Annotated in this window: 12 protein-coding genes; 7 read left to right on the top strand and 5 right to left on the bottom strand. The window is 70.0% G+C overall.

The window, feature by feature from the left end; all coding sequences use genetic code 11:
- Positions 1-60 precede the first annotated feature (60 nt).
- From ACS5PN_RS09720 to ACS5PN_RS09705, 4 genes are all read left to right on the top strand, one after another.
- Entirely contained in the window at positions 61-693 is a 633-nt protein-coding gene (locus tag ACS5PN_RS09720; RefSeq protein ID WP_439463754.1) for a TetR/AcrR family transcriptional regulator, read from the top strand.
- Entirely contained in the window at positions 690-1,148 is a 459-nt protein-coding gene (locus tag ACS5PN_RS09715) for a nuclear transport factor 2 family protein (protein ID WP_439463753.1), read from the top strand. Before ACS5PN_RS09720 ends, ACS5PN_RS09715 begins: the two co-directional genes overlap by 4 nt.
- Positions 1,149-1,216: 68 nt before the next feature.
- Positions 1,217-1,627, top strand: coding sequence for a hypothetical protein (locus ACS5PN_RS09710; RefSeq protein ID WP_439463752.1), 411 nt, complete (start codon positions 1,217-1,219; stop codon positions 1,625-1,627).
- Positions 1,624-1,989 (top strand): VOC family protein, encoded by a 366-nt coding sequence (locus tag ACS5PN_RS09705; RefSeq protein WP_439463751.1) that lies wholly within the window; start codon positions 1,624-1,626, stop codon positions 1,987-1,989. The genes ACS5PN_RS09710 and ACS5PN_RS09705 overlap by 4 nt, the downstream gene beginning before the upstream one ends.
- Here ACS5PN_RS09705 and ACS5PN_RS09700 read toward each other — a convergent pair whose 3' ends face one another.
- The 3 genes from ACS5PN_RS09700 to ACS5PN_RS09690 are packed head-to-tail and all read right to left on the bottom strand — an operon-like array spanning position 1,990 to position 4,985.
- Complete coding sequence (locus ACS5PN_RS09700; RefSeq protein WP_439463750.1) at positions 1,990-3,834, bottom strand: diguanylate cyclase domain-containing protein; 1,845 nt, start codon at positions 3,832-3,834, stop codon at positions 1,990-1,992. It lies immediately after the preceding gene.
- Between the two features lie 51 nt (positions 3,835-3,885).
- A complete protein-coding gene (locus ACS5PN_RS09695; RefSeq protein WP_439463749.1) occupies positions 3,886-4,491 on the bottom strand; it encodes a NepR family anti-sigma factor in 606 nt (201 codons plus the stop codon).
- Positions 4,488-4,985 (bottom strand): RNA polymerase sigma factor, encoded by a 498-nt coding sequence (locus tag ACS5PN_RS09690; protein ID WP_439463748.1) that lies wholly within the window; start codon positions 4,983-4,985, stop codon positions 4,488-4,490. Before ACS5PN_RS09690 ends, ACS5PN_RS09695 begins: the two co-directional genes overlap by 4 nt.
- A gap of 68 nt (positions 4,986-5,053) precedes the next feature.
- On the opposite strand from ACS5PN_RS09690, the gene ACS5PN_RS09685 reads away from it, so the two are divergent.
- The 3 genes from ACS5PN_RS09685 to ACS5PN_RS09675 all read left to right on the top strand — a co-directional run bounded on the left by ACS5PN_RS09685 (position 5,054) and on the right by ACS5PN_RS09675 (position 8,034).
- On the top strand, positions 5,054-6,343 hold the full coding sequence (locus ACS5PN_RS09685; protein ID WP_439463747.1) for a S8 family serine peptidase: 1,290 nt from the start codon (positions 5,054-5,056) through the stop codon (positions 6,341-6,343).
- Between the two features lie 200 nt (positions 6,344-6,543).
- Positions 6,544-7,170, top strand: a complete 627-nt coding sequence (locus tag ACS5PN_RS09680) for a spondin domain-containing protein (RefSeq protein WP_439463746.1) — start codon at positions 6,544-6,546, stop codon at positions 7,168-7,170.
- A gap of 108 nt (positions 7,171-7,278) precedes the next feature.
- Positions 7,279-8,034: a hypothetical protein gene (locus ACS5PN_RS09675; RefSeq protein WP_439463745.1), complete on the top strand. Its 756-nt coding sequence runs from the start codon at positions 7,279-7,281 to the stop codon at positions 8,032-8,034.
- A gap of 44 nt (positions 8,035-8,078) precedes the next feature.
- Here the strand turns inward: ACS5PN_RS09675 and ACS5PN_RS09670 are convergent, their stop codons facing one another.
- Together ACS5PN_RS09670 and ACS5PN_RS09665 are read right to left on the bottom strand one after the other, a co-directional pair.
- A complete protein-coding gene (locus tag ACS5PN_RS09670; RefSeq protein WP_439463744.1) occupies positions 8,079-8,855 on the bottom strand; it encodes an ABC transporter permease in 777 nt (258 codons plus the stop codon).
- Positions 8,852-10,951 (bottom strand): ATP-binding cassette domain-containing protein, encoded by a 2,100-nt coding sequence (locus tag ACS5PN_RS09665; RefSeq protein ID WP_439463743.1) that lies wholly within the window; start codon positions 10,949-10,951, stop codon positions 8,852-8,854. The genes ACS5PN_RS09670 and ACS5PN_RS09665 overlap by 4 nt, the downstream gene beginning before the upstream one ends.

Genomic DNA, 10,951 nt, shown 5'->3' with positions numbered 1-10,951 from the left:
ATTGACCGAAGCGTAAAAACCCGCAGGGCCGGCTTGGTGCACGCCGTCAGAATCCGGCCCATGACAGATACCGCCGCCGTGACGCGCACCCCGCGCGCCGCCACCCTGCGCAAGCAGGAGGCCATCCTTGCCGAAGCCGAACGCCAGTTTGCCCGCTACGGATTTGAAGGCGTCAGCCTCGACAGCATCGCGGCCGTGCTCGATCTGTCGCGCCAGAACCTGCTCTATCACTGGCCCAGCAAGGAGGAGCTCTACCGCGCCGTGCTGGACAGTGTGATGGGCGAATGGATGGCCAATATGACGGCCATCGCCGAGGCCGACGAACCCGAGACGGCCATCCAGACCTATGTGGCGGTCAAGCTACGTTTCAGCCGCGAGCGGCCCAGCGGCAATGCCGTCTTCACCCGCGAGATCATGGCCGGCGCGCCGCGATACCAGGATGTGCTGAAGGCCCAGGTCATGCCGCTGCTGCATGCCGACGTCGAGCGTTTCGAGCATTGGGCCGACCAGGGCCTGATCCGGCGCATGGACTTCACCCATCTGATGTTCCTGATCTGGTCGTCCACCCAGGCCTATGCCGACCTGGGGCCTCAGTTCTCTCTCTACATGGGCAAGCCGCGACTGGATGAAGCCGATTTCGAGCGCGCGCGCCAGCTGATCACCAGCCTGATCTGGCACAGCCTCAAACCATGAGCACGCGCCGCGCGGCTCTGGCCGTGTTGATGATGGTGGCAGCGACCGCCGTGCAGGCCGCACCGCCGGCCAGGCTTCTCGCCCAGCTCAAGGCCCAGTCCGATGCCTGGGACCAGGCCATCGTCAGGAAGGACCGCACCGCCATCGAAGCCAACATGGCTGCGGACTTCCGCCAGATCGACGGCCGCGGCAATGTCGAAACCAAGGCCAGCTTCGTCGAAGGGCTGGTGTCGCCCGATCTCGTCATCGACCCCTACACCGTCGAAGACTTCGAGGTGAGGGTCTACGGCGACACGGCCCTGCTCAGCGGCCGCACGCGCATGACGGGCAAGTACCAGGGCGAGGCTTTCAAGAGCCACTACCGCTACATCGACATCTACGTGAAGCGCGGCGGGGCCTGGAAGATCGTCAGCGTGCAGATCAGCCGCATCCCGGAACCCGACAAGGCGCCCTGAGCCACCCGGCAGGGGGATCGCACCACTTTGTGTGCGAGGCCAGGGCCAGCCGGCCCTAAGCTGAAGCCATGTCCCTGCACAAGCTGCTGAGCAGCACCATCGCCAGGCGGCGCACCGTCAACCCCGCCTACTCGCTGCGCGCCTTTGCGCAGTCGCTGGGCGTGCACCACGCGACGCTGACCCGCCTGCTCGCCGGCCGCACCGTGGCGAAGAGCGCCTGCGTGCAGCGCGTCGGCCGGCGCCTGGGCCTGTCCGACACCGACATCCAGCAGCTCGGCCTGGCCGAGGCGCGCCGCGGTGTCTGCCGCGCCATCACGCGGCACGACTTCCGGCCCGACTCGCGCTGGCTGGCGGCCGTCACCGGCCTGCCGCTGGATGCCGTCAACGTGGCCCTGCAGCGGCTGCTGGTCGATCGCGTCCTCGTCATGCGAAGCCGCGGCGACTGGCAACTCCAACCTCCCACCGAAAGCACGCGATGAACGCACCCCTTGCCGCCCCTGTCACGCACTGGCAGATCCTCAGCACCGACCCGGCCCGCACGGCCAGCTTCTACGGCCGCGTGTTCGGCTGGCAGATCAGCGCCGACAACGCCATGGGCTACCGCGAAGTGGCTGCGGCGCCGGGCGGCATCCGTGGCGGCATCTGGCCCCTGCCGCCGGGCGCGCCGGGTGGCGTGCAGCTCTTCATGACGGTGCCCGATGTGGCGGCCTGCGTGGCTGCCGCGGCGGCCCAGGGCGCCCAGGTCATCGTGCCGGTCACGGCCCTGCCGGATGGCGACGTGATGGCCGTGCTGCTGGACCCGCTGGGGCAGGCTTTCGGCCTGGTGCAGGCCCACGGCTGATCAGGGGCCGGGCTCGTCCTCGGCCATGACCCAGCGGCCCTTGCCGGCGCGCTTGCCGGCCAGCATGGCCTGGTCGGCGCGGGTGATCAGCGTGTGGCCGTCCTTGCCGTGGCGCGGGTACATGGCCACGCCGATGCTGATGCCGACCCGGGCCTCGCCGCCTCCCGGCAACGGGAAGGGCGCCTCGAAGGCGTCCAGCAGACGGTTCAGCGCATGCCTCTCGTCGCTGAGGCCGGCGAGCTGGTTGAGCACCAGCACGAATTCGTCGCCGCCGATGCGCGCCACCACGTCGTTGATGCGCACATTGGCGAGCAGGCGCTCGGCAGTGGCGCGCAGCACCGCGTCGCCGGCGTCGTGGCCCTGGCTGTCGTTGACGGCCTTGAAGCCGTCCAGGTCCAGATAGCAGACCGCCAGCCAGCGCTCGTTGCGCTCGGCGTCGCGCAGCAGCAGGGCCAGGTTCTCCAGCAGCAGGTGGCGGTTGGGCAGACCGGTCAGCAGGTCGTGGAAGGCCTGGTGGCGGGCCTGTTCCTCGCTTTGCTTGAGGGCCGTGATGTCCAGCATCAGCCACAGCGACTCGCCGTCGGGCAGGGCCGTGCCGCTGAGGTCGATCCAGATCGCGCTGCCGTCCTTGCGCCGCATGCGCAACTGGGTGCGGTAGCTGCGCAGGGTCTCGAGCTGCTGGTAGGCGCGGCCGACCAGGGCATAGGACTCATCGTCGAGATAGAGCAGGCGGGCCGGCTGGCCACTGAGCTCGCCGGGCGCATAGCCGAACAGCAGGGCCAGGGCGGCGTTGTGCCAGATCTCGTGGCGGTCGCGCATCCGCGTCATGCCGACCAGGTCGTTGTCCAGCAGTGCGCCGCGTTCGGCGGCCAGCAATTCGACACGGTTGCGTTCCCTGACCTGGCGGGCCTGGGCACGGTAGATGACGACCGAGAAGGCCAGCAGCAGCAGCTCCAGCAGCAGCAGCAGCGCGGCCAGACCGGTCACCTCGCGGCGCCAGCCGGCGAAGAAGTCCTCGGTGGCCAGGCCGACCAGCAGCAGCAGGGGGTAGTCGGGCACGGCTTCGTAGGCGGTGACGCGCTCCACGCCGTCCAGCGCCGTGCGCGTGACGAAGCTGCCGCGCCCGCGGTCCTGCGCCAGCGCGGCGTGCAGTTGGTCGGACACCTTGGTCGTGCCCGTGCCTGCCTCGGGGTTGGCGTCCAGCAGCGAATGCCGCGCGATCAGTTGCAGCGTGCCCGAGCGCAGCGTCACCGCACCCTGCTCGCCGACGTCGGCGCGCCTGAAGTCCTCGCGGAAGCGGTCCGTCTTGATGCTGGCATAGACCACGCCCTGGAAGCTGCCATCGGCGCCCGTGCGGGCGCGCGCGATGACCAGACCCCAGCCGCCGATGATGCGGCCGCGCTGCGGCTCGGACACCACCGTCTTCGTCGGCTCGGCCTTGGCGGCCTGGAAATAGTCGCGGTCGGCCATGGACACGGCCGGCCGGTCGCCGGGGTTGAGCACCAGGCCGTTGGCGTCGGTCACGCGCAGCGCGTCGATGGTGGGGACCAGGCTGCGCTGTTCCTCGGCGACGCGCGCCAGCGCCAGCGGGTCCGGCGCCAGCCCGTCCAGGCGCTTCAGCGTGGTCTGCAGGCTGTTGTCCACCAGCTTGAGGCCGGCGCTGACGCTCTGGCTCAGGGTCTGTGCGAGATTGGCCGCGGTCTGGCGGCCGCGCGCCTCATGCGACTCGTAGCTGGCACGCGCCACCAGCAGGGCGACCAGGACCACCACCGCCAGGATGACGAGGTTGCCAAGGATGAGATAGCGCTTGAAGCGCAGCAGGCTTGCGGAGATGCGCCAGGGCATGCGAAGGCAAAGGAGGGGCCGGCCGCACCATGCTAGCCCAGCCCGCAGGCCTCAGCGCCAGCCGGCGTCGCGTGCGGCGCGCTCCTGGTCTGCGTTCAGCGCCTCGCCGGCCATGCTGGCGTCGATGGCGGCCAGCACCGCGGGCGGCAGGGGGCTGGCGGCCTGGCGCATGCCGGTGCCGGCAACGGTCGTGGCCGCCACCTGTTGCAGGGCCCAGACGCCATCCGTTTCGCGGCAGGCCAGGCCGGCCGAAGCGGTGGTCGAGAAGCTGCGGCAATAGCGGCCGTCCTTGGCCTTGAAGCTGATCTGCAGGGCAACCGGGCCGCTGCCCGCGCTGGCGAGCTGGCCCTCCAGCGCCCGCGCGACGCTGCCGGTGGCCACCATGCGGCCGCCGTCCAGCCCGTCGCCATCGGACGGCGCCAGCCGCGTGCCGATCAGCGTGCCCATCACCAGCGTCGCGGCCATGCCGCCCCAGGCCATCCAGTTCGACATCGACCGTCGCTGTGCACGCACGGCGCCCAGATCCACGACCTGCGCGGTCGGTTCAGCCAGCAGCGCCTTCAAGCGGTCGGGCACCGGTTCTTTCAACACATCGTCAAAGGCGGCGCCCATGCGAGCGCGTTCCGCCTTCAACAGATCGTCATCACTGCGGCTCATGGCCACTCTCCCAGCAATTCCTGCAGCGCCTCGCGGGCGCGGGCCAGGCGGCTCGTCACCGTGCCGACCGGCACGCCCAGCGTGTCGGCCGCTTCCTGATAGCTCAGGCCTTCCACCAGCACCAGGCCGACGATGGTCCGGTGCTCGTCGCTCAACTTCGCCACGGCCTTGCGCACCAGGATGGCGTCGAGCTGCCCGCCCGAAGCCCCGTCGTCGCCGACATGCTCGCCTTCCTCCTCGGGCAGGAAGGTCTGGCCGCGCCTTTCGCGGGCCCTCAGTTCATCGATCCACGCGTTCTGCATGATGCGAAACATCCAGCTGTCCAGACGCGTTCCAGGCGTCCACTGGTCGGTGCGGGTCAGGGCCTTCTCGATGGCGACCTGCACGAGGTCGTCGGCGTCTTCGGGGGAGTGGGCCAGCGTGCGGCCGAAACGGCGCAGCCGCGGCAGCAGGGCGGCGATCTCCTGGCGAAGTTCGGAAAGGTTTTGAGGCATCGATACCGGAACAACGGACGAGGCATGGATTTTCTTCCCAGCCTCGCTCGTTATCCTCACAGAACGCCATGAAACAAGCCGTCTTTGTCCTGTCCATCACTGCCGCGCTGGGGGCCCAGGCCCAGTTGCGCCTGCCGCAGCTGCCCGGTGTGCAGCGCCTGCCCGGCGTGGTGGACCGCGTCGTCGACCGCGTGACCCAGCCATTGCCCGAGCTGCTGTCGACGACAACCCAGCTCGTCGACCTGCGGGTCACCCAGGTGCGAGACCTGCTGCAGCGCCACCCCGACGTCGTCGAGACCGATCCACGCGGCGAACTGATCCGCCGGCGCGAACTGGTGCTGCTGGCACCCAGCGAGGCGGCACTGGCAGCTGCGGCTGCGTTGGGCCTGGTCAAGTTGCGTGAAGAATCCTGGCCCGAGCTGGACCTGCGCGAGGTGGTGCTGCGTGTGCCGGCGGGCCTGGACACGGCCGAGGCGCTCGACAAGCTGCGCGTGGCCCAGCCCGATCTGCAGGCCGATTTCAACCATCTGTATTCGCGCAGCGGCGAGGTGTCGGCCGCGGCGGGCGCACCCCTCAAGCAGACGGGCGCTGTGCGCGTGGGACTGATCGATGGCGGTGTGGACCGCAGACACCCCGCGCTGCGTCACGCGGCCGGCCCCAGCTTCGGCTGCGGTGGCACGGCGATCTCGAGCGAGCACGGCACGGCCGTCGCCTCCCTGCTCGTCGGCCTCGACCGGGGCTTCGCCGGCGCGGCCGTCAAGGCCGAACTCTTTGCCGCCGACGTCTATTGCGACAAGCCCGACGGCGGCTCGGCCGAGGAGGTGGTGCGCGCCCTGGCCTGGATGGCGCGCGAACGCGTCGCCGTCATCAACCTCAGCCTGGTCGGGCCGACGAACCGCCTGCTGGAGCAGGGCGTGGCGGCCCTGGTCAAACGTGGCCATCTCATCGTCGCTGCCGTGGGCAATGACGGGCCGGCGGCGCCGCCGCTGTTTCCGGCGTCCTATGCCGGTGTCATCGGCGTGACGGGCGTCAACCCGTCGCGGCGTGTGCTGCCCGAGGCGGCCCAGGGGCCCCAGGTGCTGCTGACCGCGCCGGGCGCGGACATGGCCGTGGCGCGCAGCGGGGGCGGCTATGGCATTGCGCGCGGCACTTCGTTTGCGGCGCCGCTGGTGGCGGGGCTGCTGGCGGCCGAGCTGCGCCAGCCCGATCCGGCCGCAGCGGCGGCCGTCCTCGAGCGCCTGGCGGCATCGGCCGTGGACCTCGGTGCTCCGGGCCGCGACCCGGTCTATGGCCGTGGCCTGGTGGCCGAGGACCTGCGCGTCGTGCCCGAAGAACTGCAGGCCCGGCAACGGCGCTGAGGTCTGTAAGGGAAGCGGTCGGGCGGCGACTGACTTGCCTGTCGCCACTGCTCCAGCTTGCCATGCCTGCGCTGTCTTCCGTCCGCCATTCCGGCCTTGTGGCCACACGTCGCCTCTGCCTGTTGGCGCCGCTGCCTTGGTTGCTGCCCGGTTGCGGGGGAGGGGGCGACGGCGGCGCTGCCGTCCCGTCGACCTCGCCGATGTCGATGGCGCCCGAGCCCGATGCCGTGACCTACCGCGCGACCTTGAGCACGGACTGGGCGACGTCGAATTTCCCGACCTGGTTCCCCGCCAACCGGCATTTCTCAGGTCTGGTGGGCGCCGTGCATGACGCCTCGGTGAGTTTCTGGCGGGACGGTGGCTTGGCGACCCAGGGCATCCAGGACATGGCCGAGCGCGGGCAGAAGGCCGCCTTGCTGGCCGAGGTGGCGCAAGCCCAGCAGGCCGGTGCCGTGAGCGCAGCACTCAGCGGCGCCGGCATCGGCACGGCGGAGACGCAGGTCTCCATCGAATTCGTGCTGACGCAGCGACACCCGCTGCTGACCCTGGTGTCCATGGTGGCGCCCAGCCCGGACTGGTTTGTCGGCGTCGCCGGCCTGCCGCTGCAGAAGGACGGCCGCTGGGTGACGCGACTGAGCCTGGCGCTGGAGGTCCATGACGCCGGCACCGACAGCGGGCTCAGCTTTGCCTCGCCGGACCTGGCCAGTAACCCCCATGGCCCCATCCGCCTGCTCAGCAGTGCGGTGGCCGACACCGATCTGGACGCCGGCCTGCATCGCGTCACGCGCGCACCGCTGGCCAGCCTGCTGCTGGAGCGATTGGGCTGACACAAGGCGTTGCATTTCGATCGGGAAGGATTTCGCGGCGGCCGTCGTTGTACTCAGTGAAAGGGCCGGAATGGCTGGCTCTTCCGCAACGACACCCGGAGATCCATCATGTTTGCAACCCGTCGCACCCAAGTCTTCCGTACCACGCTGAGCGTTGCCGCCATGGCGGCCGGCCTGCTCGCTTCCACGGCCCATGCCGGCCTGCTCGGCGGCGGCGGTGGTCTCACCGGCGGTTTGACCGGTGGACTGAATGGCGCCCTGTCGCCGCGCCAGCTCGATGTCGGCGGCAAGGCCGGTGGCAATGCGAGCGGCTCGGCTGACGGTTCTCTCGTCAAGGGCACGCTGGACAAGACCAAGGGCACCGTCGGCGGCGTCAAGGACACGGCGACCGGCGCGGTCGGTCAGGTGAAGAGCGCCGGCGAAGGCGCCAAGGATGCGATTGGCAACACCGCCGGCAGCGCCTCGGGCAGTGCCGACGGCAGTGTCAGCGGCGCGCTGAACGGCACGGCCAACGGCGTCAGCGGCAGCCTGGCCGGCCAGGGCAGCGGCATGCTGAATGGCGCGCTGAAGCAGGGCGACACGCCGGCCGCGACGACGCCCGCCGCGCCTGCCACGCCCACCACCGCAGCACCGGCGGCACCTGCTGCCCCCACGGCTTCGACGACGCCTGCCAAGCCGGCTTCGCCGCTGGCCCTGGGCGGCAACGCGACGGGCAATGCCAGCAAGAACGAAGTCGGTGGTGGCGCCAGCGGCCAGGCCACCGGCCGCAAGGGCCAGGCCGAGGGCAGCGCGTCGGCCAAGGCCTCGCGCACCGACAACGGCGTGGCGGTGAACACGGCGGCCGATGGCTCGGCCAAGCGCTGATCGGTTCTGGGTGACGAGGGCGACCTGCGGGTCGCCCCTTGCCTTCAACCGCGGCGCTTCAGCCGGTAAAGCGCCACGCCGCTGCACAGCACCGTGAAGCCCAGCAAGATGGCCACCGCCATCTCCGGTGCGATCCAGCGGAACTTGTCGACGCCGCCGGCGGCGAAGACGAGCTGGTCCAGATGGAAGTGCGGCCAGAACACGGTCTGGAAGTGCATGGACTTGGGCAGCGGGAAGAACACGCCCGACAGATACAGCCCCGGCAGATAGGCCAGGTTGGCATAGGCCGGTGCGGCGGAACCACTGGTCAGCGCGCCCAGCATGACGCCCAGGGCGCAGAAGGGGATGGTGCCGGCGACGAGCACGGCGCTCATGGCCACGAATTGCGCGCCGCTCAGATGGGCCTGGCCCGTGACGGCAGCCAGCACGAGGATGGGCAGATAGGCCAGGGCGCCGCAGGCCACACCGGCGACGATCTTGGCCGTCAGCCAGGCGCCGGGCGGCGCGGGCTGGGCGCGCTTCAGGGTCAGCAGGCCCTGCTCGCGCTCCATGGCCAGGTTGGGGCAGGTGGCGAACAGAGCCGCCATCGTGACGGCCATCACCGAGAAGCCGCCGAACATGAAGCGGCCCGCGTCGGGGTCCTTGGCGACGGCCTCACCGGCCACCGCGAAGGCGAACAGCAGATAGGTGGCCACCGGCAGCAGGAACATCGGCAGCGCGAAGGCTGGCATGCGCAGCAGCCGCACCAGCTCCAGCCGGATCTCGAGGGCGTAGACCGCCCGTGTGCGGCCCATGGGCATGGGATGGGTCAAGGCGGTCATGCGGCCTCCCGGGTCAGTTCGTTGAAGGCTTCGTTGAGCCCGGCCTGTTTCACTTCCAGGCGCGACAGCAGGGGGTCGGTGGCGAGCAGGCCGCGCACGACGCTTTCAGCATCGATGGCGACGATGGCGAGTTGGTCGTGGTCGCAGCTGACGTCGACAACGCCCGGCCACTGGCGGACGTCGCGCATCGCCACCGCGGTTGTGCAGCGGATGTGGCGGCGCGAGACCAGGGCGCGCATCTCGTCGACGCTGCCCGAGGCGATCAAGCGGCCCTTGCCGAGCACGGCCACGCGCGTCGCCAGCGCCTCGGCTTCTTCGAGGTAATGGGTGGTCAGCAGGATGGAGCAGCCCTCGCGCAGCAGGCCGCGGAGGGTGGCCCACATGGCTTCGCGGGCCTGGATGTCGAGGCCGACGGTGGGCTCGTCCAGGAACAGCACCCGGGGACGGCCGCAGATGGCCAGCGCGAACTGCACCTGGCGCTTCTGGCCGCCGGAGAGCTTGCCATAGGGGCGCCAGGCCAGGGCTTCGATGCCGGCGCGCTCCAGCGCCTGCTGCACCGTCATCGGCCGCTCGTAGTAGCTGGCCGACAGGGCGACCAGCTCATGCACCTTCAAGTCCTTGGGCAACTCGACGTCCTGCATCATGACGCCCAGACCCAGGCGTTGCTGCAGCTCCGTCGGCGCGCCGCCAAGCAGCTGCACTTCACCCGCATCGGCCTCCTGCAGGCCCAGCCACAGCGAGATGGCCGTGGACTTTCCGGCGCCATTGGGGCCGAGCAGGGCCAGCAGTTCGCCGCGCTTCAGGTCCAGGTCGATGCGGGTCAGGGCTTGGAGTGGGCCGTAGCGCTTGGACACGCTGCGCAGCGAGGCGACGATATCGTTTGGCGGCGCGGCCTTCTCGACCGGCGCTGCAGCAGCCGCACGGCGCGGATAGGCCTTGCCGTTGAGCAGCTTGCCGATCGGCGTCGGTCGCACCAGCCAGTGATAGCTCAACAGCAGCAAGGCCAGGCTGAGTGCGACGATGAAGGGGTACTTCAGGCTCCAGTGCAGCGGCCAGTCGCCCACCCAGACCTGCAAGCCCGCGACCAGGGGCAGGTGCACGAGGTAGATCCAGTAGGACGCATCGGCCATGTAGCGAACCGCCGGGTGATGGCCCGACAGGAAGCGCAGCGCAACCCCGGTGATGGCAAAGCTCCAGGCCCAGCTCGACGCGACAAAGGACAGCGTGAAGATCAGCTTCGGGTTCTCGGGCATGCCGAACACGGGCTGGGTCTTCAGCACGTAGAGGCAGACGGCCGAGGACGCGATGGCCAGCGCCAGATGCATCGGCCAGCGCGAGCGCAGGGCGGCCAACGCATCGGGCGCGCGCTGCACCAGCCAGCCAAAAGCGAAGGCGACGCCATAGCCGACGGTGGCGGGCAGTTGCGGGATCAGCGACTGGTCGGGCGTGGGGATGCCCATCACGGGCAGCCACATCGGCAGCGACAGCAGGCAGGCGGCCAGCGGCAGGCCCAGCATCAGCGCGCCGGCGGGCCAGCGCAGGGCGCCGGTCGTGAGCTTGTCGATCCGGCCGCGCAACTTCTGGTGGGGGTCCAAGCGCACGACGAGGCTGCGCATCAGCAGGGCGCCTGCATACAGCCACAGCAGCTGGTAGAGGAACCACAGATGCGTCAGCGGAAAGGCGCCGGGTGTCTTCGGCATCTCCGGCATGGCCGGCGGCGCATCGTGAAAGACCTTCTGCAGGCCGAGATACCAGACCCCGGCGATGGCCGGAAAGATCAGCAGCCAGCCGACCACCAGCGGCACGGCGATGCGCTTGCCGCGGTTGGCCCAGAAGCCTCGCATGCCGAGCCGCTGGTGCAGCTGCCGCGCGAAGAAGCCGGCGATGAAGAAGAACAGCGTCATGCGCAAGCTGTGGGCCACGAAGCTCGCGTCGGCGAGGAAGGGGCTGGGCGAGTTGTCGACCATGGCCCAGAGGCCGGGCGGCATGCCGGGGATGAAGGACAGCGTCGCGTGGAAGGCCACGCCCAGCAAAAGGGCAAAGCTCCGCACTGCGTCGAGGGCATGCAGCCTCTCGCCGTTGGGTTGGGGATTCAT

This window comes from Roseateles sp. NT4, assembly GCF_051857475.1.
Taxonomy (GTDB): domain Bacteria; phylum Pseudomonadota; class Gammaproteobacteria; order Burkholderiales; family Burkholderiaceae_C; genus Pelomonas.
Note: the sequence above shows the minus strand (reverse complement) of the source record. Positions and strands in the feature narration are given on the sequence as shown.

Excerpts from the sequence above, each read along its gene's own strand:
- ACS5PN_RS09720 (WP_439463754.1), top strand. The coding sequence starts at position 61 with ATGACAGATACCGCCGCCGTGACGCGCACCCCGCGCGCCGCCACCCTG.
- ACS5PN_RS09715 (WP_439463753.1), top strand. The coding sequence starts at position 690 with ATGAGCACGCGCCGCGCGGCTCTGGCCGTGTTGATGATGGTGGCAGCG.
- ACS5PN_RS09710 (WP_439463752.1), top strand. The coding sequence starts at position 1,217 with ATGTCCCTGCACAAGCTGCTGAGCAGCACCATCGCCAGGCGGCGCACC.
- ACS5PN_RS09705 (WP_439463751.1), top strand. The coding sequence starts at position 1,624 with ATGAACGCACCCCTTGCCGCCCCTGTCACGCACTGGCAGATCCTCAGC.
- ACS5PN_RS09700 (WP_439463750.1), bottom strand. The coding sequence starts at position 3,834 with ATGCCCTGGCGCATCTCCGCAAGCCTGCTGCGCTTCAAGCGCTATCTC.
- ACS5PN_RS09695 (WP_439463749.1), bottom strand. The coding sequence starts at position 4,491 with ATGAGCCGCAGTGATGACGATCTGTTGAAGGCGGAACGCGCTCGCATG.
- ACS5PN_RS09690 (WP_439463748.1), bottom strand. The coding sequence starts at position 4,985 with ATGCCTCAAAACCTTTCCGAACTTCGCCAGGAGATCGCCGCCCTGCTG.
- ACS5PN_RS09685 (WP_439463747.1), top strand. The coding sequence starts at position 5,054 with ATGAAACAAGCCGTCTTTGTCCTGTCCATCACTGCCGCGCTGGGGGCC.
- ACS5PN_RS09680 (WP_439463746.1), top strand. The coding sequence starts at position 6,544 with ATGTCGATGGCGCCCGAGCCCGATGCCGTGACCTACCGCGCGACCTTG.
- ACS5PN_RS09675 (WP_439463745.1), top strand. The coding sequence starts at position 7,279 with ATGTTTGCAACCCGTCGCACCCAAGTCTTCCGTACCACGCTGAGCGTT.
- ACS5PN_RS09670 (WP_439463744.1), bottom strand. The coding sequence starts at position 8,855 with ATGACCGCCTTGACCCATCCCATGCCCATGGGCCGCACACGGGCGGTC.
- ACS5PN_RS09665 (WP_439463743.1), bottom strand. The coding sequence starts at position 10,951 with ATGAATCCCCAACCCAACGGCGAGAGGCTGCATGCCCTCGACGCAGTG.